The sequence below is a fragment of the Mesorhizobium sp. M0019 genome (assembly GCF_040323975.1).
Taxonomy (GTDB): domain Bacteria; phylum Pseudomonadota; class Alphaproteobacteria; order Rhizobiales; family Rhizobiaceae; genus Mesorhizobium.
Genome location: NZ_JAMYVK010000001.1, coordinates 342479 through 368940 on the forward strand (window position 1 = coordinate 342479; position 26462 = coordinate 368940).

The window sequence follows — 26462 nt, forward strand, 5'->3', positions numbered from 1 at the left end:
GAATGGCCGCTTGGCATTCACGCTCGTCTGATCAGGCCGGCAATAAGCGATATGATCAGGAAGGCGAGAAAGATGAAGAACAATATCTGCGCTATGCCGGCCGAGGTGCCAGCGATGCCGCCGAAACCAAGCGCACCGGCGATAATCGCCACGACGAGAAATACGAGCGCCCAGTAAAGCATGATCGATCTCCTTCCAATGCTGCGGTGAAAACGTGATTCGCCTCCGTTTGTTCCACCATTTTCCGAAAAAGACGATGCTGAAAATCTTCAGGGCCCGAATTGCCGCGGTGTGTGGAAAGGTCCAGTTGGTTGCCCCAGTTGGTTGCCAGTGAATTGAGCCGGCGTCACGCCCATCTGATCCGAGAGAGCGGCTGTCTCGGCGGCCGCAGTTCGGCCGTCCGCTGTTTCATGCCGCGGCTTTCGCGTGCCGGTCAAAGAACAGGGCCTGGCTGATAAGAGCCTTGACCATGTCCGGATTGAACGGCTTGGTAACCAGGAAAGCCGGTTCCGGCCGCTCGCCGGTGAGCAGGCGCTCGGGAAAGGCGGTGATGAAGATCACCGGTACCGAGGTCGACGACAGGATCTCATTGACGGCCGCTATGCCCGAACTTCCGTCGGCAAGCTGGATATCGGCAAGCACCATCTTTGGCCGCGCCTTGCCGAACATCGCCACCGCCTCGGCGTGGGTGCGCGCCGTTCCGACGACGCGGTGGCCGAGGCTTTCGACCATTTCCTCGATATCCATGGCGATCAGCGGCTCATCCTCGATGATCAGCACGTCGGTTGCCACCTGACGGGAGATCTCGTTGCTCGCCTGCGCGAGGAGTTCGGAGAATTCCTGTTCGTCGACGTCGAGAATCTCCGCCGCCTCGTCTTCGCTGAAGCCTTCGACCGCCACCAGCAGAAAGGCTTGGCGGGGGCGAGGCGCAATTGCATTCAGATTGGCCGCGGCACGCTGTTCCCATGCCGACTGGGCATGCTCCTGCGGAACGCGAATGGCCACTGAGGTGAAGAGCTTGGCAAAGACCTTGTAGAGCGCGATGCGGTCGTCCGATGCGTTCGGAAAGATGTCGACATCGGCAATGATGGCTTCGAGCATTGCGGCGACCAGCGCGTCGCCGCTCTCCTGCGATCCGGATACTGCGCGCGAGAAGCGGCGCAGGAACGGCAGGTGCGGAGCGATGGTTGCTGATAGGCTCATATTGGACGTCTCCCTCATATGACGTGATTGCATGTTACAGCTAAAAACGGTTCGCAAGCCCAAAGTTGAAAACGCGGGTTCTGCGAAAAAGTTCCGATCATGCGGAACTAAATATATGGGCTGGCGTTTAGGGGCGGGTTGGGCAACCAGACGAAGCTGCCGCTTGCATTGCGTTATGTGTTGAAGGGCGGCTTAAGGCTGGGACAAAAGGGCGAAATGAAGAACATGACGAAAGCTACCATGGGTGGCGTTGGCAACGGGCGCCGGGCTGCTTCCCGCGACCCGCTTGGGCCGAACTCGGAAATCGGCCGCAAACTCAAACAATACTATGACGAGCTGGTCTCCGACAATGTGCCGGATCGCTTCGCCCAACTGCTCAGCCAGTTGGAAAAGGCCGAACCTGTACAAAAGAAGGACTGAGGCATGGCGGCCGTCTCCCAGGGCTTCAAGACCGACTTGCTCGGCTCGATCCCGAGCCTGCGGGCTTTTGCCGTGTCGCTGACGCAAAACGCCGACAAGGCCGACGACCTGGTGCAGGAAACATTGGTCAAGGCCTGGGACAAGCATGAAAGCTTCCAGCCCGGCACCAACCTGAAGGCATGGCTGTTCACGATCTTGCGCAACGAATTCTATTCGCAGATGCGCAAGCGCGGCCGCGAGGTGCAGGACAGCGATGGCGTCATGACGGCCAGGCTTGCCGTTCACCCGGCCCAGCACGGCCAGCTTGACCTCGAAGACTTTCGCGGCGCGCTCGAGTTGCTGCCAGAAGACCAGCGCGAAGCCATTATCCTCATCGGCGCGTCGGGCTTCTCCTACGAGGAAGCGGCCGAGATCTGCGGCTGCGCCGTCGGAACGATCAAGAGCCGCGTCAGCCGCGCCCGCACACGGCTGCAGGAAATTCTGAAGATCTCCGGTGAAGACGAGTATGGCCCGGACGCAATTTCGGCTCAGGTAACCGGGTCGACGGCTGCGTGAAGCGCGGCGTCTTCGAACCGCTCCGCGCCTCAGCGAAGAGGCGTTCGCCTGCAGGCCGCCGCCACTGCCTCGACGAGATCGTCTCCCGAATAGGGCTTGGTGACCAGTCTGACGCCGGGAAAGGATTCCTTGATCTCGTCCGTATCCGAATAGCCCGAGGCGAAGACGAACGGGATGCCCGCTTCACGCAGCCGCGAAGCAAATTGGAGCGTCGAAACGCCGCTCAGCATGAGGTCGACGATGGCCACATCGAACTGCGCCGCAACGTCTTGCTGTTCGATCTCAGTCAGCTCACGGGCGATGACCACATTGAGCGCGCCGTAGTCGCGGCAAAGCTGCTCGATATCCATGGCAATCAGGAACTCATCTTCCAGGATAAGAATCCGCAAACCGTCAAGTGATGCGCGCACGCAGCAATATCTCCTTAAATGCGTCTCTAACGTGAAACGGGGGAAGTCATGATCGGTATTTGGCATGCTGTCATTTAAAAAAGATGTGCCGGCGCGGATGCGTCGGCCTCGGCCCGTGCAAGGCATTTGCAACGCGCGCTGCCGGAGATAGGGTTAGAAGAGGTTCGTGCCGGAACCTTGGGGTCTGTCGGGCGTTTCGACCGAGCAAAAGCATGGAGAGTGAAGCAATGGCGACTGCCGCAGGAAAGGCCGCGAACGAAGCCCGCACGAATTCCGATATTGAGGCCGACATCGCACAATTGAAGGCCGACATCGACCAACTTACCAAGCTGTTGGCCAAAACTGGCGAACATGGCTACGGGGCAGCACGGCGAGCCGCCGCCGAAAGCGTCGAGCAGTTGCGAACCCAGGGCGAGGCAGCCTTCGACAGCCTGCGCAGCAACGCCAGGGACATCGAGGCGCAGATGATAGCGCATATGCGCGAAAAACCGGTGACTTCGCTGGCGATCGCCGCAGGCGTCGGATTCCTCTTCGCTCTTCTCGCGCGCCGTTAGTTCTGCACGCATGGGAATGCTTGCATCGCTGATCTCGGGCCTCGCCTCGGGCGAAACCATTGCGGCGGTGCAACGCGCACGCGTCGCTGCGATTGTCTATTCGATCGCAGCGCTCGCGGCGCTGTGCGGCCTCGGCTTCCTCGTCGGGGCGGCCTATATCTGGACGGCGGCCCGCTATGGGCCGATGGCAGCTTCCCTGAGCTTCGGGATCGGCTTTCTGGCAATCGCCGGTCTCATCCTGCTCGTCTACCGGATGTCGGCCGGCTCGCGCGCCAGGCGCCGGGCGAAGCGACGCAACGCCGACATGAAGGCTATCGGCATCACTGCGGTACTCGCCGTGCTGCCGGCGCTGCTCAAGGGCAAAGGTGGCCCGGGGAAGGCCGGACTGGGCGCGATTCTCGGCCCGGCGATAGCACTCGCTGCCTACGCTATCTACCGCGAGAACGTGAAGCGCGGCTCCGATGATCCGGATATCGGCAAACGGGAATAGTTCGGAGGGATAGTTCGGGGCAAACGATTCTGGCGCCGGTCGCAAAATGCTGGCGTCACAAATCTTCGAGCGGAATCGATATTTCGGCGACCACGCCTTCCGGCCGGAATTCATGGGTCACCTCGCTGGAAATGACCTTGGCCAGGCTGCGGCGGATCAGGATCGAGCCGAAGCCATGGCGTTTGGGCGGCGCAACCCGCGGGCCGCCGCTTTCACGCCAGGCCAGCAACAGACGCCGTGCGCCCTTCCTGCCTTGTACCCTCCAATCGAGATCGACCTTTCCGGAGGAAACCGAGAGCGACCCGTATTGCAGTGCGTTGCTTGCCAGTTCATGCAGGATCAGCCCGAGCCCGACTGCCTGGTCGGGTGACAGCAGGACATCGGCGCCGGAGATCGCCATGCGCGATTGTCCGGCGGCTTGGAACGGCTTTAGCTCGATCTCCACCAGCTCGCGGATGCCGATGCCGCGCCACTCGCGGTCCGACAGCAGGCTGTGCGCAACGCCCAGTGCCTGCAGCCTGGCGCTGAAGGCTTCGAGGAATTCGCTTGGCTGGCGGGCATGGCGAACGGTCTGCGTCGCCAGCGCCTGTACGGTTGCCAAAGTGTTCTTGACGCGGTGATTGAGCTCGCGCAGCAACAGCCGTTGACGTTCGTCGCCAAGCTTGCGTTCGGTAATATCGTAGTTGACGCCGAAGATCAGCGTTGGCTTGCCCTCGCCGTCGCGCTCTATGACGCGGCCGCGCGTTGCGATCCATCGCGGCGGATCGAGGCCTTTGACACGGTATTCGCCAAAATAATCGTCGCTGCCGGTCAACGCGTCGCGAAAGCGTGTTTCGGTCTGGTGAACGTCGCGCGGGTCGATGGCGGTCAGGATGTCGCGCGCCCTCAGCCTGTTCGACTTCGGCAGGTTGAACAATTCGGACAGCAGGACATCGCAGTCGATCATATCGCTGCGGATATCCCATGCCCAGCTGGCAAGCGAAGCCGCGTCGAGCGCGATGGCGCGCCGCTTTTCCTCTCGAACCAGTGCTGCCTTGGCAATCGCCGCACTGCGGGTTGCATCCTTCAGCGTGAACAGGCTGGCGGCAAGGCCGGCCAGCGCCGACAGCTGGTCGAGCTGGACAGAGGAGGGACGTGCGTGCGGCTTCCGGTCGAGCACGCACAGCGTGCCGATCAGCGCGCCGTCGATTACGATAGGCACGCCTGCGTAAAAGCGGATATGATGCTCGCCGGTGACCAGCGGATTGGCTTTGAACCGCGGATCCGCCGCCGCGTCGGCCACCACCATCGGCACGTTGCCGGCTGCGATGGTATAGGCGCAGAACGATGTCTCGGTTGCGGTTTCGGTCTCGTCGAGGCCGATACAGGACTTGAACCACTGCCGCTCGGCATCGACCAGCGTGATCAGTGCGACAGACGTTTGCATCGCCGAAGCGGCAAGACCGCCGATACGATCGAAATCAGGGTCGGCAGCCCCGTCCAGCGTGTCGAGGCCGTGCAGCACGGCAAGACGGTCCGCGGCGCCCACCACACGGCGAATATCGGCCGGCAGGCCCGGCGTGTTCTGGCTATTGTCGTCCACTATGCCCCCGGTGGCCGGCTCCGCTGATTGGTCAGGCCAACCGGCCCGTCTGCCGCCTTGCAGAGCCGGAACTTTCGCGGCGGGGGACCGTTACCAGCCAACGCCCCGCCAGTTACGCCTGCCGGCGCCAAATATGGAGCCAGACAATGCCAAAAACCATTCCTGAAAACAAAGCCCGTCAAGGGCGGCGGGGTCGGCATGTCCTTCGTATCCTGATCGCCGCGCTGTTGCTGGTTTTTATCGCCTGGGGCGTCGCCGAAATCTACGGCTGGATGATCGAGACGCCGAAGACCGAACAGGGCAACACGCCCAGCGGCTAGGTTCTCTCCATCGCTCGCGCCAGTTTGCATCACACAACCCCACATCACGCATCCCACGTCAGGCAACCTTTGCCTCGGCGGCGCGCGCCGGGACGAGAACATTCAACGCGCGCGGATGGATTTCGACGGTCGTCTCGCGATCGAGCTTTACCAGTTCGCCGTCCATGACGGCCTGAACTTTCCTGTTCGTCGAATGGATTGTCAAAACGGCGCGGTTTGCCTGATGGATTTCGACATGCTCGTTACCGCGCCATTTGCCACGGGCGACGTCAAAGAGGAACCTGATCAACTCGCCGCGCCGCCTTGCCACGGTGACATAGATGCCCAGCACGCCGCCTGCCGGATTATCGGCATAGGGCAGGTGGCCCTCGCCGAACAGATTGTTGGTGATGCCGATGCCGGTGATCCGCGTTCTGATCTCGGCCTCACCGACCGTCAGCGTTACGTTCATGGCCGGCGGGTTGTTGATCGTTGCCCAAGCGGCTCGCACCGAGGCGCGCATCTTCCCCAACCGCGAGCCGAATTCCATCTTCTGGCGCAGTTGCACCATCCTGGCGTGCATGCCGATCGAGAATTGATGCACGAAAGGCCGGCCGTTGGCTGTTGCAATGTCAATCGCCATCACCTCGCCGTCGGCAAACGATTTCAGTGCCGCATCAAGGGTCTGCGGAATGCCGAGGCCGCGCGCAAAAAGATTCATTGTGCCAGCCGGCAGAATTGCAAGCGCCTTCTCCCCATTCATCAAACGGGCTGCCGCGGCCGAGATGGTGCCGTCGCCGCCGCCCGCCAGCACGACGTCGATGCCGCGCCTGGAAGCTATGTCGTCCAGCGTGGCGACGATATCCTTGCCGGCGGCGATGTCGATATCGATCGAGTGACCAGCAGCCTCAAGCGTACCGCGGATCCGGCCGGCGAAGGCCTCAAGATCGATGGTGCGCAGGGTGCCGCCGTCCTTGTTCAGCACCGCTGCAAACCGCATGGCCGCTCCATTTTTCCAGCACCTATCCCGCCGGGACGGGGTCCCAGCCGGGAGTGGAACGGGGCGGCCGAGAAAATGTTCCTTTCGACCAGCGTGACGAATCCGAGAACCTTCGACATGGCACCGGGTGCGCCACGGCTTTTTTCGGAACAACAGTGTGGTCACAACGTTGTGAACATGCAGAAGACGCTGCGCCCGCAGCGACGCTATGCGGGCACGGCGTGCACGAAATCACCGACGAGGAGACACTAAGATGATCCGCACCCTTTTAACCACGACAGCAGTCGCAACATTGATTGCGACGGGTGCATTTGCGCAATCGGCGACGACCCCGGCGCCGGCGCAAGCACCCGCCGTAGAGAATTCCGCTCCAGCCGCTCCGGTGCAACGCGCCGAGGGCAGCCTTGTCACCAATATCATCGGCGAGTCGGTTTATAACGGCACCGGCGACAATGCAGAGAATATCGGCAAGGTCACCGATGTCGTCTTCGACGAACGCGGCCAGGTAAAATCCATCGTCATCGGCGTCGGCGGGTTCCTCGGCATTGGGACCAAGAACGTCGCCTTCGACTACAGCAAGATGCAATGGGCCGAAAGAAATGGCGATCGCTGGCTGATAGCGCAAACGACGAAGGATGAGCTGACGGGTCATCCGGATTTCGACCGCAAGCCCTATGATCCGGCGCCTGCAGCGACAGACACCACGGCTACGGCTCCTGCCGCTCCGTCGACCTCCACCGATACGGCGCAGAACGCCCCGGCGGCGCCGGCCGGTAACAACCCCGCTCCGGTCGTGAAGCGCGCGGAAGGCAATCTTGCCACCAATATCATCGGCGAGACCGTCTACAACGGTACCGGCGACGACGCCCAGAACATCGGCGACGTAAACGACATCGTCATCAACAAGGAAGCCAAGGCGCAATCGCTGGTCATCGGTGTCGGCGGCTTCCTCGGCATAGGTGAAAAGAACGTCGCCTATGACTTCGACAAGGCGCAGTGGGCCGAGAGGAACGGCGATCGCTGGCTGGTTGCCCAAACCACCAGGGAAGAGCTGACGGCGCAGCCGGATTTCGACCGCAAGCCCTATGATCCGGCCCCGGCGACCACAGCGTCGAACGATGCCGCGGCTAATGCGCCAGCCGTCGTCACGCCTACCGTGACGGCCAGCAACACTGCCACGACCGATAACACTGCGACGACCAACAACACTGACCAGGCCAGTAAGACGGCTCAAAATGCTCCGGCAGCGGCGCCTCCGGCTAATTCCACGGCCGACCAGACCAAGACCGGGTCGATCGACAAGTCGACGCTAACCGAAATGCCGATGGGCGAAATCCGGGCCGAGGATCTGGTTGGAACAACCGTTTACGGCGCCAACGATGTCAACGTCGGCGAGATCGGCGATATCGTGCTGGGCGGCGACAAGAAGGTCGACGCAGTCATCATCGACGTCGGCGGCTTCCTTGGCATCGGCGAGAAGGAGGTGGCGGTCGGCATGGACAACCTGAAATTCATGACCGACAAGAACGGCAAGCGCTATCTCTACACGAACTTCACCAAGGAGCAGCTTGAGGCGCAGGCCCCCTATGACAAGGCCAGCTATGCGCAAAATCGCGAGAAACAGCGCATGATCATGCGCTAAGCTGCGCACAGGCCGACAGAGAAGCCCGCGCCGGCAACGGCGCGGGCTTTGCTTATCTCGAGGGGAAGCCGGCGACATGGCCGGCAATCCGTCAATTCGGCGAGCGCCAGCGACTGATCGAGATGCTCGGCCCGCCCGGCGAGCAACTTCTCGGCAAATTCCAGCCGTGCCAGCAGATAGGCTGGGTCGTCAGCGACATTGGTCAACTCGCGCGCATCCTTCTCCAGGTCGAAGAGCAAGGGCGGCAGGCCGCCGCCGAAATTCACATATTTGAACTTTTGCGTGCGGATGACGGCGAGATTGCACTGGCGTGAACCGATGCCGAAATACCGTTCGGCATCACCATCCGCGATCGAGCGGAAATCGAACTCCCAATGCGCCGCGTCGCGCCAATCGTCTGGCTCCGTCGCGTCCAGGAAAGGCGCCAGCGAGCGGCCGTCGAGATGCGGCAGCACTTCGCCGCCAGTGAGCTCGAGCCTAGTGAGATCGAGCAAGGTCGGTGCCAAATCCACCGCCTCGGTGAAGCGGTCGACACTGCTGCCGGCAGCCTTGCGGTGGCGCGGATCGCGAATGATCAGCGGAATATGGAAGCTGCCGTCGAAGAAACCGCCCTTGCCCAGCATGAAATGATCGCCCATCATCTCGGCGTGGTCGGAGGTCAGCACGATGACGGTGTCGTCCCATGCATCGGCCGCCTTGACCGCTTGCCAGACCCGGCCAAGCTGCGCGTCGACCTCCGAGATCATGCCGTAATAGAGCGCCCGGATGCGGCGAAAATTGTCGTCGCCCCAGTCGCGCACCTTGCCCTCCGAGCCGGGACGGAATTTCGACCGTTCCTGCCGGTCAAGTTCATAGGCGAGATAAGGGTGGCTTGCTGCTTCGGCCTGCCAGCTTTCGGCGCGGTCAAAAGCTGGACCAATGGCCGGATCGTACATGGCGTTGTAAGGCGCTGGCACGATGAAGGGCGGGTGGGGGCTGATGAAGGAAAGATGCGCGAACCACGGGGCATCGCGCTCCTGCTCGCCGAGCCAGCGGATGAATTCGCCGGCCAGGAAGGCCGACGGCGTCTCGTCCTTCGAATAGATTGGCGGACCGTTGCTGATCGCGCCGTCGTTTTCCAGGATTTCGCCCGCCGGGCGGTGAATGGCGGGGGAGCCGGCGCCGGCATCGACGCCGCGCGCCTTGAGCCATGACAGCCAGGGCTTCTGGTGCTCGGGCAGAAGCTGGCGCACGGTGAAGCCGGGCAGCACGCCTTCATAGCTTTTCAGCTGCGGGTCGCCAGGCGCCAGCGTGCGCGGGTCGCGCGCCATGTCGGTATAACCGAACAGCGTCGGATCATAGCCGAGGGCGCGTGCCCAGAGGGCTATGTTGCCGTGGCGGGCGTCGAGCGGCGTGCCGTTGCGGCAGACACGATTGTTCATCTGGTAGAGGCCGGTGTAGAGGCAGGCGCGCGCCGGCGAGCAAGGTGCGGCGCCGCCATAGTGCTTCTGGAACAAAACGCCCTCGGCAGCCAGCGCGTCGGCATTCGGCGTCCTTACCACCTTGTGGCCAGCAGCTGACAGGCAGTCGCCCCGCCACTGGTCGCAGGCGATCAGGAGAATATTGGGGCGTTTTCCACTCAACCGCTGTATCCTCATGCTGGCTACATGCGTCGCTCATGGAGCGCAATTTCGGCGAGTATGCAAGCCGGTCCAGTTTGCCGAATGGTGAACAAAACCTGCTTCGTCGTTCACTTTAACAGCACAGTCCATTCTGTGTTTGCCGCCTTTGCGGCCAGGAGGCGGATGCTCATATTTGCGTGGACAGCGGCAAGGGCCGCACCGGCACAAGGAAAGGAGCAGAAACATGCTCGACCAAGTCAAGGGCCTGCATCACGTCACCTCGATGGCCAGCGATGCGCGCCAGAACAATGAATTCTTCACCGGGACGCTCGGTCTGCGGCGGGTCAAGAAAACCGTCAATTTCGACGCACCCGATGTCTACCACCTCTATTACGGCGACGAGGTCGGCACGCCCGGCTCGGTGATGACCTACTTCCCGTTCCCGAACATCGGCAAAGGCCGCCATGGAATCGGCGAAGTCGGTACCACCGCTTACTCGGTGCCCGAAGGCACGCTCGGTTATTGGGAGAAACGGTTTGCCGAGCAAGGTGTCACTGGGCTGTCCCGCGAGGAGACGTTTGGCGAGAAGCGTCTTGCGTTCGCCGGTCCCGACGGCGACGGGTTTGCGCTGGTCGAGGACAGAGCGGACAACCGTGCGCCATGGGCCAAGGGTGGCATTCCCACCGACGAGGCGATCCGCGGCTTTCACTCGGTGTCGCTCAGGCTGAAAGATGGCGGCGCCACCGAAGAGCTGCTGAAATTCATGGGTTATGAGGAGGTCGACAAGTCCGGCAACGTCAGGCGGCTGGCGGTGAGGAACGGCAACGGCGCCGACGTCGTCGATATCGAATCGCTGCCAGGGGCCGGCTTCGCCAATCTCGGCGCCGGCTCGGTCCACCATGTCGCTTTCGCCGTCGAGAACCGCGCCAAGCAGATCGAAGTGCGCAAGGCGCTGCTCGATACAGGTTATCAGGTGACGCCGGTGATCGACCGCGATTATTTCTGGGCGATCTATTTCCGCACACCGGGCGGCGTGCTGTTCGAAGTCGCCACCAACGAGCCGGGCTTCGACCGCGACGAGGATACCGCCCATCTTGGCGAGGCGCTGAAGCTGCCGTCGCAACACCAGCATTTGCGGCCCTATCTCGAGCAGCATCTGCAGAAACTGGAAGACTGAGGGCAAGGTCATGAGCAAGGATTCGTATATTCACAAAGTGCTGCCCGGTTCGCCTGATGGACCGCTGCTCTTCGTCTTCCATGGCACCGGCGGCGACGAGGCCCAGCTTCTGTCGCTTGGACGCGATCTCGCGCCGCAAGCGACGATCGTCGCTCCGCGCGGCGATGTCTCGGAACAAGGCGCCGCACGCTTCTTCCGCCGGACCGGCGAGGGCGTTTACGATATGGGCGACATCACGCGAGCGACGGACAAGATGGCCGGCTTCGTCAAGGCACATGTCGAGACGGCAAGGCCATCTTCGGTGCTCGGCCTCGGTTACTCCAACGGCGCCAACATCCTGGCCTCGGTGCTGTTTGCCGAACCGTCGCTGTTCGACGCAACGGTGCTGATGCATCCGCTGATCCCGTTCGAGCCGGAGGTCAAGGGCAGCCTTGGCGGCAGCCGCATCCTGGTCACCGCCGGCAGGCGGGACCCGATCTGTCCGCCTGATTTGACGGCGCGGCTTGAAGCCTATTTGCGCGCCGATGGCGCCGATGTCACAGTCGAGTGGCATGACGGCGGCCATGAGGTGCGGCCGAGCGAGATCGAGGCGGCGCGGCGGTTGTTCGCCCTTGCGCCGGATGAAAGGACCGCAAGCCATGTCTGACCTATTGCCCGAGATCGAGATGGAGGACCGCGGCTCGAAGGGCCGCTACCTCCTGCGTGGGCCGGGCGGCGCCGAGGCTGAGATGACCTTCACCAAGATCGGCGAGCACCAGATCATCATCGACCATACCGAAGTGCCGGATGCATTTCGCGGCCAGGGCGCGGGGCTTCGCCTGGTCACCCGTGCCGTCGAGGATGCACGTGCGGCGGGCAAGACGATCATCCCGCTTTGCCCGTTCGCCAATGCCCAATTCCGCCGCCATCCGGAATGGGCGGACGTGCTGAAGCGGTAAGCACAGCCCCTCGATGAATGACAGGAGAAGGGGTGCGCGGCTTTACCGCGTGCCCCTTTGGCCATTGGAGGCGTACAAACACAGCGGCAACATGCGGGATTTGCGCAGAGCGCCAACCTTGCCTAAGTATTGCCAGCAACCGGCTCGCCGTCCGCGGCCCGACCACTTCAACCGAATGGCCCTCCATGACCGAATCCGATCTCGTTCCCGTCTTCGACGGCCACAACGACACGCTGCTCCGGCTCTACCAGTCGAAGGATGCGGACGTCGAAAAGCTGTTCGTCGAGGGGACGCCAGGTGGCCACATCGACCTGCCGCGCGCGAAGAAAGGCGGGTTTGCCGGCGGCATGTTCGCGATCTTCCCGCCGCCTGTCGAGAAATCCAAACGCGGCGCGGTGCCGCTGGCGCCGAGCGACAGCGAGCCCTTGCCACCCGAGATTCCGCGCGCCGATGCGCTCAACTCCACCGTAGCGATGGCCTCGATCCTGTTCAGGCTGGAGCGGGCTTCGGCACTTACTGTATGCCGCAGCGCCGGCGATGTGAGGAAGGCGATGGCGCAAGGCTCGATCGCGGCGGTCTTCCATATCGAAGGGGTCGAGGCGATCGACCCTGAGCTCACCCTGCTCGACGTTCTCCACGCAGCCGGCCTGCGCTCGCTCGGTATCGTCTGGAGCCGTCCCAATGCCTTCGGCCACGGCGTGCCGTTCCGTTTCCCGTCATCGCCCGATACAGGGGCGGGGCTGACCGATGCCGGCAAGGCGCTGGTGAAAGCCTGCAACCAGCTGAAGATCATGATCGATCTTTCGCATCTCAACGAAAAAGGTTTCCGCGACGTCGTCGAGATCAGCGACGCACCGCTGGTCGCGACCCATTCCAACGTGCACGCGATCTGCGGCCATTCGCGCAACCTCACCGAATGGCAGCTCGGCGCGATCCGCGACTCCGGCGGCATGGTCGGGCTGAACTTCGCCACCGGGTTCCTGCGCGAGGACGGCAGGATGAACGCCGACACCGGCCTCGACGTCATGGTGCGCCATGTCGATTCGCTGCTGCAGGCGCTGGGCGAAGACGGCGTCGGCCTAGGCTCGGATTTCGACGGCGCCATGATCCCGGCCGTGATAGGCGATGTTGCCGGCCTGCCAAGACTGCTCGACGCATTCGCGGCACGCGGCTTCGGGCGCGCGCTGATCGAGAAGATCGCCTATCGCAACTGGCTAGGCATGCTGGAAAGGACCATCGGCTAAGCGGGTGATGCCGGCTTGACCGGAACGCGTTTTGGGGGCGGACTATTCGAAACCCATGCGTTTAAGCCAGTCCTGGCCAATGCCGCGATCACGGATGATCGGCAGCGGATCCGTCGAATCCAGGCGTGCGCAGATGCGGTAGACCTCGAGCGTCTCGGCGTTCATCTCGCCGCGTTTGTAGAAGAACATGGCCGCGGCATAGCGGGTGCGGCCCGACCATTTTTCGCCGAGCGGCGTGTTGATCAGCTGCCACTGTTCGGCGGCTTCGGTGTCGAGTTCGGGACTGTCGGTGTCGTCGGCCATATTTAGAAATCCGCGGGCGGACTGGTGCGGCGGTCGAGTTTGATGACCAGCCGCGGCGCCAGTTTGGCACGCCTCAGCAGCTTTTGATATTGCAGCTCGCGCCTGGCGTAGATCTCGACCCAAGGTCCGCTGCAGGCGGGCTCGGCGGCGCTGATCTGGTCTGCATCGCCGGGATCGCTGCCTTTCGCCGACGGTGCCTTCGACGTCGTTTTCTCCAAGGATGCAATCTCGACGAGAACATTCGAATATGGGCAGCCGTGCAGAAGGTGCTTGACAGTGGCAAACACCGTCCCACTGATCTTCGCGGCCGAAGCCGATCGGCTAGCCGGCGATGCTGGAGACCATCACCCCGATGAAGACAACAGAGGCGCGCGAAGCCCTCCTCGAACCGGCGCGAAAAAGCGATTCCGATAAGCGCGGCCGCAAGGCGTCGAAAGAGACCAGGCAGCTTCAATTGATCGAAGCGACGATCGATTCACTGGCCAAGCGCGGCTATTCGGAGACGACGATGGCCGACGTTGCCGACGGCGCCGGCCTGTCTCGCGGCATCGTCAATTTCCATTTCGAGAGCAAGGAGAAGCTGCTCGTCGCGACCTTGCAATACATGTATGACGAGTATTCGGCGCATTGGCGCAGCGCCTTGCAAAAGGCCGGCGATGATCCCGCCTGCCAGTTGCAGGCATTGGTGGCGGCCGATTTCGACCGCTCGATCTGCAACAAGCGCAAGCTGGCTGCCTGGTGTGCCTTCTGGGGCGAGGCCAAATCGCGACCGAAATATCAGGCGCTGAGCAGCGCACGCGATGCCGTCTACCAGAACATCTTCATCGATCTTTGCGCGGCGCTCAAGCAGAGCGGCTTCTATGCCTATGAGCCGCAAGTCATGGCGCTGGCGCTCAGCGCCATGCTGGATGGTCTGTGGCTGCGTTTGATGATGGGCACCGAGGACGCCACACGCGAGACGGCGCTGCAGGCCGCGAACGAGTTCCTGTCTGCGGCATTCCCCAAGCACTATCCGAACTCTGCAGCCCGCGGTGGCAGGCCGGCGTGAACCATCAAAAAGAGGGTGGACCAGCAATGAAGACAATGATCCGGCCCCTGACATTCGAGAAGAGCAAGGCCGGCTAATGAAGTTCAAGATTGACCGAGCCGATGTGGCCATCGTCGGCGCCGGCTTCACCGGCCTGTCGGCCGCGCGTGAATTGAACCACGCCGGCATCGATGTCGTGCTGCTCGAAGCCCGCGACCGTGTCGGCGGCCGCGTCGAAGCCGTGCAGAACGGGCTCGGCGAGCGGATCGACAGCGGCGGCCAGTTCCTGTGCGAAGACATGCCGGAATTAATGGCGCTGGTGCGAGCGCGCGGCAAGACATTGGTCGAGACCCATGTCGCAGGCGAATTCGTCACGCAGCCGCGAATGAGCGAGGCGCAAGCCGGGCGCACTAACGGCACCGCGATGCGAATGCGCGAGCGGATGAATGCGATCGCACCGACCGACCCGACCATTGTCGGCTTGACGGTCGCGGCATGGCTCGATCGCCAGGCCGATCCCGACGATGCGAAGGCCGCCTTTCGGTCGATGATCGAGGGCCTGTGGTGCCTGGCAATGGAAAGGCTGCCGCTGTGGTACTTGATCGACAATGATCGCCGCATCACCAACGAGGTGTCGGAGCTGCAGTATTTCGTGGGCGAAACCATGCATTCGCTAGCGGATGATCTTGCGCGGGATCTCGGCGATCGACTGCGGCTGAATACAGCTGTCGAGGCCATTGAGCACGGGCCGGGAGGGGTTCGCGTCGTTTCGCCTGCCGGCGCGATCGAGGCACGAGCGGTACTGGTCGCCGTACCGCCGATGATGGCCTCGAGAGTGGATTTCGTGCCGCCGCTGCCGGCTGTGCTGAAGAGAGCCCTCGGCGTCTGGCAAAGCGGCGCGGTGATCAAAATGCTGGTGCGCTACCCCAAGGCTTTCTGGCGCGACAGGGGCTTGAGCGGCATGGTGATGTGGCGCGACCCGCACGGGCTTTTTGCCTGCGATGCCAGCAGGGACGAGGATCACGCAGCCCTTGTCGTCTTCATCGGCGGGCCGCTGGCGCAGCGCTGGCGGGATCTGGACGACGCGGCGTTGCGCGCAAAGGTGACGTCAAAGCTGGAAGAGGCGCTCGGTATCGAGGCGGCCGGCATCATCGATCTCAGTTATCGCGACTGGACTGGGGATCGCTGGAGCGGCGGCGGTTACAGTGATCTGATCGTCGATGCGACGGCAACCGATGCCGAACGCATTATCCGCGCCGGCGCGTCGCGGATCCATTTCGCCTCGTCGGAGCTGTCGCCATCATTTCCGGGCTACGTCGAGGGCGCCATCGTCGCCGGCCGCATTGCTGCGCTAAGAATTATTCAGTCTGCCATCGCCAGCAGAGCCTCGGGGTCATAAGCGAGGCGGATCAAGGTGCCGAGCGCATCGACGCGCATTGCCACGAGCTCGGCCTGCTGGTCCGGCCACTGATCAACATGCGCGTGATGTCGCCGCCATTGATCATCACGCGCGACCAGATCGACGACATGGTGTCGATCCTGCGCGAAGGCATTTCGCGCACGATGGACGATCTGCGCCGCGAAGGTGCCTGGCGGGGATAGGCGTTTATCGCCGGCAATCTCGCCATTGCTGACAACGATCGTCCGCGCCTACGATGTCCGGCAGGGGCCTCGATCGCCTGTCTCTGGCCGCATCTCTGGGGAAACAAAGCATTGATGACCTATCGGGCCTGTTCGGCCTCGCCGGTAAAACCGCCTTAATTTCCGGATTGAGCCGCGGCATTGGTCGGCCGCTGGCAACGTGGGCGAGGTCGATGAACTGGGCGGTGCCGCGATCTTCCTGGTTTCCGACGCGTCGAGCTTCATGACCGGCCAGATGATCTATGTCGACGGCGACATGACCGGACCCGTATGAGCGTGACTGTCGCTGTCGGGCGCATGGAAGATCGGTCGGCCTCGGGCCCGCCCCGCAAAAGGCAGGGCTCGTCATTTGCACACTCTTATCTTCACCGCTAAGCTTCTCTGGCTGGGGTATTTTCCTCAGATCACATTCGCCATCCCAAGGATATCATGACACCCGACACAGCAACGCGCGAACAGTTCGCCATCGATCTCGCGCGGCGCGCCGGCGCGCTCGGCCTGAAGTATTTTCGCGACCTCGACAGCCTCGCCATCGAGAGCAAAGGTCATCAGGACATGGTCTCGCAGGCTGACCGCGAGGTCGAGCTGTTCATCCGTGCGGCAATGAAAGCCGCCTACCCGACCGATGGAATTGTCGGCGAGGAGCATGCCTCGGTCACCGGATCGAGCGGGCATGTCTGGGTGATAGATCCGATCGACGGCACCGCGAACTTCGTGCGGGGCATCCCGGCCTGGTGCGTGGTCATCGCCTGCGCCAAGGACGGCGACACTGTCGTGGGTGTCATCCACGAGCCCTCTACCGGCGAAACGTTCCATTGCCGCAAGGGCGGCGGCGCTTTTCTCAACGGCAAGCCGATCAGGGCAAGCGCGGCCACCAGCCTGACCGACGGCTCGTTGGGCACCGGCTTTTCCAACCGCGCCGAAATGCAAAACGTCGCAACGCTCATCGGCTTGCTGTTTTCAAAAGGCGGCGTGTTTTTCCGTAACGCATCCGGCGCGTTGATGCTCGCCTATGCGGCCGCCGGCAGGCTGCTCGGCTATGTCGAAGAGCATATGAACGCCTGGGACTGCCTGGCAGGCATGCTGCTGGTGGAAGAAGCCGGCGGCACGATCGTCAAGCCCGACCCAAAGACGGTTCTGGAAAACGGCGCGCTGGTGATTTGCGCCGGCAGCGGTGTGTTCGCCCAGGTCCGCCAGCTCTGCGTGCAATCCTTCAAGCTTTGATCAGAACCGGTCCGCGCTCCGGAAAGCCGATGCCGACGCTGTCGCCTGCCTGAAACGGCGCATCGATGTTGTGCGATATTGCAAACACCTGGCCGTGCGGCGTGGCGATGACAAGCTCGAGATGGCTACCGACATAGGTGACCTTTTCCAGCCTGCCCGCGATCGTCCGTGGTGCACCGGCAGGGCCGATCTCGATGCGGCTCGGACGGACGGCCAGCTTCGCCGGGCCGACCAGCTGGCCTCGCGCCGGCAGTTTCAAGGCCAGCGAACCCAGCCGGACGGCAGCTTCATCACCTTCTACCGAAACCACCTCGCAATCGAGGATATTGGCTTCGCCGATGAAGTCGGCGACGAAAGCGTTGGCCGGTGCGTCGTAGAGTTCGCGTGGCGTGCCGTCCTGTGCGATCACCGCTTTGTTCATGACGATGATACGATCCGAAACCGCCAGCGCCTCTTCCTGGTCGTGTGTGACATAGACCACCGTCAGCCCAAGCTTGATCTGGATTTCCCTGATTTCCTCGCGCACGTGCCGGCGCAGCTTGGCGTCGAGATTTGACAGCGGCTCGTCGAACAGCAGCACTTGCGGTTCGAGCACCAGCGCGCGCGCCACCGCCACGCGCTGCTGCTGGCCACCCGACAGCTCGCTTGGCAGACGCGCCTCGAAACCGGTCAGGCCGACCAATTCCAGCCCGGCACGGGCCCGAGACGCAGCCTCCTTCTTGTCATGGCCGGAGAAGCGCAAGCCATAGGAGACGTTTTCCATCACCGTCATGTGCGGAAACAGTGCATAGGACTGGAAAACCATGGACACGTCGCGGTCGGTGGCGGGCAGGCGGGTGACATCTTTGCCGCCTATCAGAATGCGGCCGCTGGACGGCATTTCAAGGCCGGCGATCATGCGCAGCGTCGTCGTCTTGCCGCAGCCGGAGGGCCCGAGAAGCGTCACCAGCTTGCCGGCTTCGATCGCAAGCGAGATGTCGTCGACCGCCGGCATGCTGGCGCCCGGATATGTCTTGGTGACATGGTCGAAGGTTACCGAGGCGGCGTTGCTGCGAATTTCGGCCATCACCCGGCTCCTGCTATTGTGGTCGGGCCGCCGGCCGTTCCGGGCAGGCTGACATTGGTGCGCACGCTCCAGCCGCCGTCGCCCTGCTGGATGCCGCGCCGGCCGATATTGCGGCTGCCGACAAGCAGCTGCATCAAGCCAATTACCATCAGCATGACGACGATCAGCACCGTCGAATAGGCGATGGCGATGCCGTATTCATTGTTCTCGACACGTCCAACGATGTAGCTGGTCGAGAGATCGTAGCGCGCGCTGACCAGAAAGATGACGGCGCTGATCGCGGTCATGGCGCGCACGAAGGAATAGACGAGCGCCGCCAGCATTGCCGATCTCAGCAAAGGCAGGATGACGCGCCTGAAGGTCTGCCACGAGTTGGCGCCAAGCGTCAGTGAGGATTCATCCAGGCTACGGTCGATCTGCGACATCGAGGCGACGCCGGCGCGCACGCCCACCGGCATGTTGCGGAAGATGAACGACAGTACGAGGATGATGCCGGTCCCGGTCAGCTCGATCGGCGGCACGTTGAAGGCAATAATGTAGCTGACGCCGATGACGGTTCCCGGAATCGCGAACGAGAGCATGGTCGCAAATTCGAAGGCGTTCTTGCCGCGGAAATTCTGGCGGACCAGAAGATAGGCGGTCAGAAGCCCGATCCCGGCCGTCAGAGGCGCCGATATCAGCGCGATCTCCATGGTCGTCCAGAAGGAGCTCCATGCCGAGCCCGACCAGTGGATGCCGAATTCGTTCCAGCCGACGGAGAACGCCTTCCGGTAGTGCTCCAGTGTCAGGCTCTGGTCGACCCCCCACAGCTTGACGAAGCTGCCATAGAAGATCACCGTGTAGACCAGTACGGTGAATGCCGTCCACAGTCCGGCGATGACATAGAGCGCGTATGTCAGCCCGGCAGGCAAGCGCGGATGGACGCCGGCGTCGCCCTTGCCGGTGACGGTGGTGTAAGAGCGCCTGCCGATCCAGAAGCGCTGCGCATAAAAGGCGCCGAGCGTGAAGGCCAGCAGCACCAGCGCCAGGATCGCGGCAAGTGCCGCATCGTTCTGCGCGCCGACAATGGCAAAGAAGATTTCTGTCGACAGCACGTCGTAATTGCCGCTCAGCACCAGCGGATTGCCGAAATCGGCCATGCTCTCGATGAAGCCGAGCAGAAAGGCGTTGGCAAGGCCCGGCCGCATCAGCGGCAGGGATACGGTCCAAAAGGTCTGCCAGCGGCTGGCTCGGAGCGTCTGGGAGGCCTCTTCCATGGACGGGCTGACGCCTTCGACGACGCCCATCAGCACCAGGAAGGCGATCGGCGTGAAGGCGAGAACCTGGGCAATGAGCAGGCCGGGAAGTCCATATACCCAGCGTGTCGGCTGGAAACCGAAGAGACCGGCCACGCTCTGCGTCACTGCCCCTGACAGTCCGAACAACAAGATGATGGCAAGGCCGATGACGAAAGCCGGCGTGATGATCGGCAACACGGTCAGGGCGCGGAGCAGCTTGCCGTGGCGGAAACCGGTACGGGTCACGACCAGCGCGAACACCAGCCCCAGAAACATGGTCAGCAGGCCGACGAGCACGGCCAGCAGCAGCGAATTCCAGGCCACGCCGCAGCGGCTGCCGCCGGCAAGACAAGCCAGGCTCCACAGCCGCGAACTGAACAGCTTGGCCAGGAACGCGACAGGCGAGTAGCCGCCGTCGTCGGTCTGCATGGCATTGGCCAGCATCATCAGGATCGGCATGAAGATGAAAATGGCAACCATGGCGACGACAAAGCCGATCGAGCCGACGACGAAGACGTCGCCAGAGACGGCGCCGCGCGCGGCAACACCCAGGGTGAAAAGGAACAGAAAGGCACCGCTGACCAGCAAGGCGCCGTAGCCCATGCCGAATTGGCGGTCGCCAAGTTCGCCGAACAGGCTGGTGAGCCAGCCGAACTGCCAACCGCGCAGCCCGATGGCGAAGCCCTGGAACAACAGCCAGCCAAATCCGGCGGCGCCGACAATGATCAGCAGCCGGCTGAAAACCGGATCGGATTTGGTGCGGCCCCACAGAAGCAGCGGCACCACCAGCAGCAGGCCGAGCGGCGCCAGCCACAGTTTCTCGCCCTTGAGGGCCAGAACCAGTGCCGGCGCGAATTCGCTGTCGGACGGGTAACCGTCGAACAGCCAGGAAAAGCCGAAGAACCCGTCCTCGATGCCGTACCAGGGCAGCACGGCAAACCCCAGCCATCCGACCGCCATCCAAAGGACGGCGACCGGTTCAATCGGCCAGCGGGTTTCGCGGAAGCGCATCTGCTATTGCGGCAGCGATGCGACCTCCTCGTCCCATTTTTTCAGCAGCCGCTTCCGCTCTTCGCTCGAGCCGTACTTCTTGAAGTCGTAGTCGATCAGCTTGATGGTGGAGAGGTCGGGCGCCTTGTCGGAGGTTTTTGCCGCCTTGTTCGACGGAACCTGGAACGACCCCGCCTTTTGCGCCATGGACTGGACGTCGGCCTCGAGCGCCCAGTCGTAGAATTTTTTCGCAGCCTCCAGGTTCCGCGCCCCCTTGATGATCGATTCCGAGCCGATCTCGTAGCCGGTTCCCTCGCAAGGGGTGACCGGAACGATCGGGAAACCTGCGACGACCTGCGACACGGCGTCGTGGATGAAGACGATGCCGATGGTGGTCTCGCCGAGACCGGCGGCCTTGATCGGCGCCGAACCCGACTTGGTGTACTGGTTGACGTTCTTGTGCAGGGCTTTCATGTATTCGAAACCCTTGTCCTCACCAAACAGCTGAACGATGGTCGCCAGCATATTGTATGCGGTCCCCGAGGAATTGGGGTTGGCGACCTGGATGTGCCCCTTGTATTCGGGCTTGATCAGATCGGCCCAGCATTTCGGTTCGGGCAGATTGTTCTTGGCCAGCAAATCCTTGTTGTAGCCGAAGCCCAGCGCACCCGAATAGATGCCGACCGTGCGGTAGCCGGACGTTTCCGCCTGCTTGATCGCCCAGGGCTGCAACTGGTTGAGCAGCGGCGATTTGTATTCCACTGTCAGGCCCTCCTCGGCTGCCTGCAGATGCGGATCGCCGGTGCCGCCCCACCAGATGTCTGCCTTTGGGTTGGCGGCCTCGGCGCGCAATTGCGCATAGATTTCGCCAGCGCTCTTGCGGGTCATATTGACGGTGATGCCGGTCTTCTCCTCGAACGCCCGCGCCGTCTGCTGGCACCAGACCTCGTCAACGCCGCAATACATGGTCAGGCTTTCGGCGGACGCCGATGACGACGCGGCCCACATACCGGCGGCGAGGATGCCGGCGCCGAGAATTGCCCTTTTTATCATGTTGAAATTCCTCCCTAAGTTATTTGCCGACTTATGAAACCCAGATACGCGGAAAATTCAAGTTGGAAGGGTACGGCCGCCTTTGCGCCTTTCGCCGACTTCCCGCTCGATATGTTCGACAGGTTGATGCGGATCAATCTTTGCAGTCACCTGGCCGATCGTCCAGCGCTGCTGAACATCCTCAGACGATGGCCCGGTCCCAGCCGCCATAATGCGCAGCGCTGCGCGTGCCGCGCGGCAGGCTGAGCCCGACCAGGAGGGCTCCGATCGCCAGATTGGCGAGGCTCGCGGCCGCACCGCCGGCGAGGATGAACGGAGAGAGGGCAATCCAGGCTCCAAGCGCGATGTTCAGAAAGCGGACGGCGCGCGCCACCTCGGCCATCGCGGTAACGGCTACCATGATGACCAGGCAGCCGATGACATGGTCGCTGAAGTAGAGCGGCGGGCTTGTGCCGAAGCTGAGCGGCGTGATCATCAGCAGGGCGCCGGCGAGCGTGCTGGCGACAAGGGTCCACGGGAAGTTCACACCGCCGGTGACGAAGTCCAGCGCCACTGCCGACAGCCGCCGGTCGAGGTCGGGCGTCGGCGTCTGGTCTTCCGAAAGTGCCGCTCCTCCGCACCAGAATGTGCGCCAGAACGGCTCTCCCGCCTGTTTGGCACGCCAAAGATACTGGCAGCTCGCCAGCACCTCGTCGACCGAATAGGGGATGAGCACGACGGTGACGGCAGCCTGGACGATGCAGAGCGTGCACAGCGCCCCGATGAGCGGTGGCTGGATGATGATGAAGCCGACGCTGACCACGCCGAGCGGGACGACCAGCAAGCCGAACAAAAGCACCATCCATGGCATGGTGCGCCAGCGGCGGCGGTCGCCGATCGCGCCGGCGAGGATATCCAGCGCATAGGCGAAGGCGCCCAGCCCGGCATCGGCGATCGGAAAGCCCTTGGAGACCCACGAGGTGACCACCGCCTCGCTGCCATTGCCGGCCGGCGTTTCGCCCGGGCCGAAGAACGGTTCCCAAAGGCCATCGATATGGCCAAGCTGATAGGCGGCGAGATAACGCGAGACGAACAGGCCGACAAAGGCGAGGCCGATTATGGGAATGCGCTGGGTGAAGAGGGAGGGCGAATAGCTCCAGCCGAGCGGGCGGTCGTCATCGGCGGCAAGGGCACGCCGGCTGATACCCGGCGTCGGCGGGATCATCACCGCGAACGCGACGATCAGCATGCCGGCCAACGTGTCGGTCGCGTAGGCTCCGGCGCTGGTGGTCCAGAACAGCAGCGGCGCGAACATCACCCAAACCCCGATCGAGGCGGTGAGCCATTGCAGCCCGTGCCAGCGCCGGCGCATGCCGACAAGCGCCAGCGACAGGATGGCGAGGCCGGATACAATCTCACTGATGCCGAGCCTGCCGTCGCGCGTCTCCGGCGAGGCGATCTCATGTCCGAGCGCCGGCGGAATCGGTGCTGAAGCGGGATCGAACAGGCCGAGCGTGAAGGGCGACGCCACGAGCCACAGCCCGACCGCAACGTTGGTCAGCGGCGCCCAGAGCGTTGCGGCCCGGTGGCGTTCGGTTTCGGCCTCGACCTCGTCGTCCGAGCGCTCGAGCGGGCGCTGCAGCCGTTCGGCGGCCTGGTCGAGCTCGGGCGCGGAAGCGGCGACCGCCGACGGTTCAAGCTTGTTCTTCTTGTACCAGTCGGTAGGATCCGCCTTCAGCCGCCGGATCATTTCCGGCAATGTAGCGGTCAGGCTGTGCCGCGGCTTCCAGCCAAGCAGGCGCCTGGCGCGGGAGATGTCGATCTCGTAGTGATCGTCGGCGTTCTCGATCATCCATGGCTTGATGTCGGTCTCCTGGTCGAAAACCTTCTCCTGCATCCAGGCGCCGAGCTTCGTCACCTCTTTCGGCAGGGACAGGGTCCGCCAGGTCTCGCCGTGCAGGAGCTGCCCGATCTGCTTCTGCATCTCGTCGTAGGACGGCGTCTCTTCTTCGCCGATCAGCAGTACGGTCTCGTCGGGAAGCGCGCTGCGCCGGTCGACGGTGCGCACCACGGCGTCGACGAGATCGTCCAGATGCAGGTAGGGCTGGCCGGTGGTGATGTCGCCGGTGAAAAGATAGGCGGTCGGCATGCGCTCGAAAATGCGGGCGATCTGCTGGGCGATGAAGGCCGCGTGACAATCCTCGTCATAGACGCCCGCCAGTCGCAGGATCGCAACCTTGACGTTGCCGTGCTCTTTCAGGATCAGCGTCTCGGTCTCAGCCTTCGATCTCGGATAGGCCCAGGCCGGATCGATCGGAGACTCTTCGTCGATCCTGGCGCCCTTTGCCGGGCTCGGCGCATGCACCAACAACGTGCTCGAAAACACGAACTGCTCCGTCTCGAGCCCTCTCAGCGCGTTCAGCAGCCGGCGCGTTCCCTCGACGGTCACCGCGCCGTATTTCGGATTATCCTCGCCGGTCGTGTCGTAATAGGCCGCAAGATGGATCACCGAGGCAACGCGGCCGCCGCTCCGCTCGCGCACCTCGGCCAGTGCCTTCGCCACGCTCGCGTCCGAGGTAAGGTCGATCTCGATCGTCTCGACGCCGAGCAAGGATCGTCTGGCAACATCAAGGCCGATGATGTCGTAGCGCTCCATCAAGCCGCGAGCGATGGCTTGGCCCAGAAACCCGCTGCTGCCTGTGATCAGGACGGTGGGACGGGTTTTGCCGGTCATGGCGAATCTCCTTGGCGATAGCCGGGTAGAAGAGGCCGAATGCTTCGGTCGCACACTCGGAACCATGTTCGTTGAGAACGGTTCCCGATGAGGTAGCACCACAGAATGGGTGCGCGCGGCGATCCGTCAGACCGACGGCCATTCGTGCCGGCGGATTGCGTTCGTGCACAAGTGCAGGACTCCCATTGGTCTACCGGCCGCGAAGGGAAGCGACCAGAATGTCGATCAGCAGCTTGCCGCAGCGACGATCCGGATCGCGGTCGGGATCATAGATCGTCACCTCCATCCCAATCACGCGTGGATCGTTGCACCATGTGCGAAGGGCTTCGACAGCTTCGTCGGGCAAGACACCGCCGGCCTCCGGCGAATCGACAGCCGACATGATCTCGCTGTCCAGCACGTCGACATCGAAGTGAACGAATACACCCTCGACGTCCTGCCCTGCGACCGCGTCAAGCGCTATGCGTGCCGCATCGGCGAAGCCGCGCCGCCGCACTTCAGCCAAATCCATCCGGTGAACATCGGTGTCGAAGACGGCCTTGGACGTGTAAGTCGCGGGGTCCTGCACATCGCGATAGCCAAACGCGACTACGTCGGCCTCACGGACCAAAGGAGTGTGCTCGCCGAAATCGGTCAGGAGCGTCGGGCCATGGCCGGTCACGAAGGCCAAATCCATGCCCGCGGCTCCCTTTGACGGCGAGGTATCCGGCAATTTGAAATCGGTGTGCCCATCGAAGAAGATAAGGCCGTAGCGGCCACGACGCCGTAGCGCGAGCGCAGGGCCAAGCAACACACTGCAATCGCCGCCGAGCATGAGCAGGAACCCTCCCGAGTTCAGCTCCTCGTCGACCGCTTCGGCAAGCGTCTTGGAATACTGGCGCAGGGCCTGGGCATTGCGCACGCCCGTAGCAGGATCCACCTCAGGCCGATAAAGCGGAGCCCGAACCGAGCGCAACGGACCGGCGCCCAAACGGTCGGCGAGACCAAGCGATTGAAGTGCCTCCGGCGCCTTCCACACGCCGGGCTCCGGCTCACCCTCCTGCGGCATCAGCCCAAGATTAGAGGGCGCGCCGAGCAAAGCGATATGTCTCGTCTGAGTGGTGGCTCGCGGCATTGTGCTGGCAGCTGAGGCCATGATCAGAGTTCTCCGCGTTATGGGCGATACGCATCATGCTCAAGAAACAGGCTGCGCTTTCCTGACCGGTCTCCCGCTGCCCTTGCCGCCGAGTACCTCCGGTCGGTGTCACGCGTCAGGCAGCATCGCGAGCGACGAGTATTGCTCGTTCAGCGCCACAGTGTCGTCAGCGGTGATTTCGAAGTCGATGTTGTCCCGCAGATGCAGGCTCTGGTTCGCCTTGGGCAGCGGCGTTGTCCCGCACTGCCGGGGCAGAGCTCGATACCGGTCGTTTGGGCCATATCGGATTTCCAGGAGGCGAACTGCCGTCTTTGAACTATGCGTGGTGTGCGCGCGTTCTGGCGGCCTTCTGCGCCGCCGCCTTCCTTCCGCTGGCGCCTTTCGTCTCGGCGGCCTTCTTGGCGGCGGCCGATCGCTCCTCAGCCGTCCGGCGCGAGGCCGCACGCTTGGCCTGCTGCGCCAGCGCCTCGTGCGACGCCGTGCTCTTCGGCTCGTGCTCGAGCACCTTGGAGACGGCTTTCGAGACCCGCGGGCGGCGTTTCGGCGTGCGTTCACCCTGGCCGGCCTCATAGGCGTATTCGGCGCTTTTGCGCGTGCTCTCCTTCACCTTGCCCTTTTTGGGCGGGGGCAGGTCTACGCCTGCGCGTCTTGCCTCGGAAAGCCCGATGGCGATGGCCTGCTGGGTCGAGCGCGCGCCGTGCTCGCCGCGGCGGATTTTATCGATCTCCTCGTGCACGAACTCGCCGGCCTGTGTGCTCGGCGATTTGCCCTCGCGCTTGTCCTTTCGGGCCTTCTCGATGGTTTTCTTGTCTGGCATTGTCTTTCTCCCACATACGGGTTGCGACAGCCATTCGGGTTGCAGCTGCGCGCGGTCTTATGAGGATCATAACGCGTTGAGGACGCAAATGATCCCGGCAC

The 26462-nt window shown here is 62.9% G+C and carries 28 protein-coding genes and 1 pseudogene; 15 read left to right on the forward strand and 14 right to left on the reverse strand.

Annotation, left to right across the window (positions count from 1 at the left end; all coding sequences use genetic code 11):
* Positions 1-17: 17 nt before the first annotated feature.
* Both NKK47_RS01705 and NKK47_RS01710 read right to left on the reverse strand, forming a co-directional pair.
* Positions 18-182, reverse strand: a complete 165-nt coding sequence (locus NKK47_RS01705; protein ID WP_023678541.1) for a DUF1328 domain-containing protein — start codon at positions 180-182, stop codon at positions 18-20.
* 226 nt (positions 183-408) lie between these two features.
* Positions 409-1203, reverse strand: a complete 795-nt coding sequence (locus NKK47_RS01710) for a response regulator (protein WP_352574837.1) — start codon at positions 1201-1203, stop codon at positions 409-411.
* 216 nt (positions 1204-1419) lie between these two features.
* Here NKK47_RS01710 and NKK47_RS01715 point away from each other — a divergent pair, with 216 nt between their 5' ends.
* Complete coding sequence (locus tag NKK47_RS01715) at positions 1420-1623, forward strand: NepR family anti-sigma factor (RefSeq protein ID WP_023678543.1); 204 nt, start codon at positions 1420-1422, stop codon at positions 1621-1623.
* A gap of 3 nt (positions 1624-1626) precedes the next feature.
* Positions 1627-2178 (forward strand): sigma-70 family RNA polymerase sigma factor, encoded by a 552-nt coding sequence (locus tag NKK47_RS01720; RefSeq protein WP_023678544.1) that lies wholly within the window; start codon positions 1627-1629, stop codon positions 2176-2178.
* A 29-nt stretch (positions 2179-2207) separates the two neighbouring features.
* Here NKK47_RS01720 and NKK47_RS01725 read toward each other — a convergent pair whose 3' ends face one another.
* A complete protein-coding gene (locus NKK47_RS01725) occupies positions 2208-2654 on the reverse strand; it encodes a response regulator (RefSeq protein WP_352574839.1) in 447 nt (148 codons plus the stop codon).
* A 161-nt stretch (positions 2655-2815) separates the two neighbouring features.
* On the opposite strand from NKK47_RS01725, the gene NKK47_RS01730 reads away from it, so the two are divergent.
* Both NKK47_RS01730 and NKK47_RS01735 read left to right on the forward strand, forming a co-directional pair.
* On the forward strand, positions 2816-3142 hold the full coding sequence (locus NKK47_RS01730) for an ElaB/YgaM/YqjD family protein (RefSeq protein ID WP_023678546.1): 327 nt from the start codon (positions 2816-2818) through the stop codon (positions 3140-3142).
* A 10-nt stretch (positions 3143-3152) separates the two neighbouring features.
* The gene (locus NKK47_RS01735; protein ID WP_352457967.1) at positions 3153-3632 is read left to right on the forward strand and encodes a hypothetical protein; all 480 of its coding nucleotides are present in this window, start codon (positions 3153-3155) and stop codon (positions 3630-3632) included.
* A gap of 55 nt (positions 3633-3687) precedes the next feature.
* On the opposite strand, the gene NKK47_RS01740 is transcribed toward NKK47_RS01735, so the two are convergent.
* Positions 3688-5214, reverse strand: coding sequence for a sensor histidine kinase (locus tag NKK47_RS01740; RefSeq protein WP_352571968.1), 1527 nt, complete (start codon positions 5212-5214; stop codon positions 3688-3690).
* 146 nt (positions 5215-5360) lie between these two features.
* Here NKK47_RS01740 and NKK47_RS01745 point away from each other — a divergent pair, with 146 nt between their 5' ends.
* A complete protein-coding gene (locus NKK47_RS01745) occupies positions 5361-5534 on the forward strand; it encodes a hypothetical protein (protein ID WP_352529129.1) in 174 nt (57 codons plus the stop codon).
* 58 nt (positions 5535-5592) lie between these two features.
* On the opposite strand, the gene NKK47_RS01750 is transcribed toward NKK47_RS01745, so the two are convergent.
* Positions 5593-6513, reverse strand: coding sequence for a diacylglycerol/lipid kinase family protein (locus tag NKK47_RS01750; protein WP_352574840.1), 921 nt, complete (start codon positions 6511-6513; stop codon positions 5593-5595).
* Positions 6514-6766: 253 nt separating this feature from the next.
* Here NKK47_RS01750 and NKK47_RS01755 point away from each other — a divergent pair, with 253 nt between their 5' ends.
* The gene (locus NKK47_RS01755) at positions 6767-8155 is read left to right on the forward strand and encodes a PRC-barrel domain-containing protein (protein ID WP_352574842.1); all 1389 of its coding nucleotides are present in this window, start codon (positions 6767-6769) and stop codon (positions 8153-8155) included.
* On the opposite strand, the gene NKK47_RS01760 is transcribed toward NKK47_RS01755, so the two are convergent.
* Positions 8152-9792 (reverse strand): alkaline phosphatase family protein, encoded by a 1641-nt coding sequence (locus NKK47_RS01760; protein ID WP_352574844.1) that lies wholly within the window; start codon positions 9790-9792, stop codon positions 8152-8154. The two genes, NKK47_RS01755 and NKK47_RS01760, sit on opposite strands and share 4 nt — an antisense overlap.
* A gap of 208 nt (positions 9793-10000) precedes the next feature.
* Between NKK47_RS01760 and NKK47_RS01765 the strand changes: the two genes are divergently transcribed.
* The 4 genes from NKK47_RS01765 (at position 10001) to NKK47_RS01780 (ending at position 13115) form a co-directional block, all read left to right on the forward strand.
* Positions 10001-10933, forward strand: coding sequence for a VOC family protein (locus NKK47_RS01765; protein WP_352574845.1), 933 nt, complete (start codon positions 10001-10003; stop codon positions 10931-10933).
* A gap of 10 nt (positions 10934-10943) precedes the next feature.
* On the forward strand, positions 10944-11579 hold the full coding sequence (locus NKK47_RS01770) for an alpha/beta hydrolase (protein ID WP_023678554.1): 636 nt from the start codon (positions 10944-10946) through the stop codon (positions 11577-11579).
* Positions 11572-11871 carry a GNAT family N-acetyltransferase gene (locus tag NKK47_RS01775; RefSeq protein ID WP_023678555.1) on the forward strand — a complete coding sequence of 100 codons (300 nt, stop codon included), beginning with the start codon at positions 11572-11574 and terminating at the stop codon, positions 11869-11871. Before NKK47_RS01770 ends, NKK47_RS01775 begins: the two co-directional genes overlap by 8 nt.
* A gap of 185 nt (positions 11872-12056) precedes the next feature.
* A complete protein-coding gene (locus NKK47_RS01780) occupies positions 12057-13115 on the forward strand; it encodes a dipeptidase (protein WP_023678556.1) in 1059 nt (352 codons plus the stop codon).
* Positions 13116-13157: 42 nt separating this feature from the next.
* Here the strand turns inward: NKK47_RS01780 and NKK47_RS01785 are convergent, their stop codons facing one another.
* A complete protein-coding gene (locus tag NKK47_RS01785; protein WP_023678557.1) occupies positions 13158-13418 on the reverse strand; it encodes a hypothetical protein in 261 nt (86 codons plus the stop codon).
* 2 nt (positions 13419-13420) lie between these two features.
* Positions 13421-13636, reverse strand: coding sequence for a hypothetical protein (locus NKK47_RS01790; protein ID WP_352574940.1), 216 nt, complete (start codon positions 13634-13636; stop codon positions 13421-13423).
* 113 nt (positions 13637-13749) lie between these two features.
* Between NKK47_RS01790 and betI the strand changes: the two genes are divergently transcribed.
* The 5 genes and pseudogenes from betI to NKK47_RS01815 all read left to right on the forward strand — a co-directional run bounded on the left by betI (position 13750) and on the right by NKK47_RS01815 (position 17310).
* Positions 13750-14466, forward strand: a complete 717-nt coding sequence (gene betI, locus NKK47_RS01795; protein ID WP_352891294.1) for a transcriptional regulator BetI — start codon at positions 13750-13752, stop codon at positions 14464-14466.
* Between the two features lie 76 nt (positions 14467-14542).
* Positions 14543-15844: a flavin monoamine oxidase family protein gene (locus NKK47_RS01800; RefSeq protein ID WP_352574850.1), complete on the forward strand. Its 1302-nt coding sequence runs from the start codon at positions 14543-14545 to the stop codon at positions 15842-15844.
* A gap of 20 nt (positions 15845-15864) precedes the next feature.
* Positions 15865-16047 (forward strand): annotated as a pseudogene (locus NKK47_RS01805) (aspartate aminotransferase family protein); the annotation flags it as partial.
* 166 nt (positions 16048-16213) lie between these two features.
* Positions 16214-16360 carry an SDR family oxidoreductase gene (locus NKK47_RS01810; RefSeq protein ID WP_502896713.1) on the forward strand — a complete coding sequence of 49 codons (147 nt, stop codon included), beginning with the start codon at positions 16214-16216 and terminating at the stop codon, positions 16358-16360.
* A 155-nt stretch (positions 16361-16515) separates the two neighbouring features.
* On the forward strand, positions 16516-17310 hold the full coding sequence (locus NKK47_RS01815) for an inositol monophosphatase family protein (protein ID WP_352570624.1): 795 nt from the start codon (positions 16516-16518) through the stop codon (positions 17308-17310).
* On the opposite strand, the gene NKK47_RS01820 is transcribed toward NKK47_RS01815, so the two are convergent.
* The 6 genes from NKK47_RS01820 to NKK47_RS01845 all read right to left on the reverse strand — a co-directional run bounded on the left by NKK47_RS01820 (position 17300) and on the right by NKK47_RS01845 (position 26361).
* Positions 17300-18376, reverse strand: a complete 1077-nt coding sequence (locus NKK47_RS01820; RefSeq protein ID WP_352574852.1) for an ABC transporter ATP-binding protein — start codon at positions 18374-18376, stop codon at positions 17300-17302. The genes NKK47_RS01815 and NKK47_RS01820 overlap by 11 nt on opposite strands.
* On the reverse strand, positions 18376-20664 hold the full coding sequence (locus NKK47_RS01825) for an ABC transporter permease (RefSeq protein WP_352574854.1): 2289 nt from the start codon (positions 20662-20664) through the stop codon (positions 18376-18378). The genes NKK47_RS01820 and NKK47_RS01825 overlap by 1 nt, the downstream gene beginning before the upstream one ends.
* Before the next feature lie 3 nt (positions 20665-20667).
* Positions 20668-21696, reverse strand: a complete 1029-nt coding sequence (locus NKK47_RS01830; RefSeq protein WP_352570620.1) for an ABC transporter substrate-binding protein — start codon at positions 21694-21696, stop codon at positions 20668-20670.
* 181 nt (positions 21697-21877) lie between these two features.
* Positions 21878-24409: an NAD-dependent epimerase/dehydratase family protein gene (locus tag NKK47_RS01835; protein ID WP_352574856.1), complete on the reverse strand. Its 2532-nt coding sequence runs from the start codon at positions 24407-24409 to the stop codon at positions 21878-21880.
* Between the two features lie 190 nt (positions 24410-24599).
* Positions 24600-25487 carry an arginase family protein gene (locus NKK47_RS01840; protein WP_352570617.1) on the reverse strand — a complete coding sequence of 296 codons (888 nt, stop codon included), beginning with the start codon at positions 25485-25487 and terminating at the stop codon, positions 24600-24602.
* Positions 25488-25860: 373 nt separating this feature from the next.
* Positions 25861-26361 (reverse strand): DUF6496 domain-containing protein, encoded by a 501-nt coding sequence (locus NKK47_RS01845; protein ID WP_023678569.1) that lies wholly within the window; start codon positions 26359-26361, stop codon positions 25861-25863.
* Between the last annotated feature and the right edge of the window lie 101 nt (positions 26362-26462).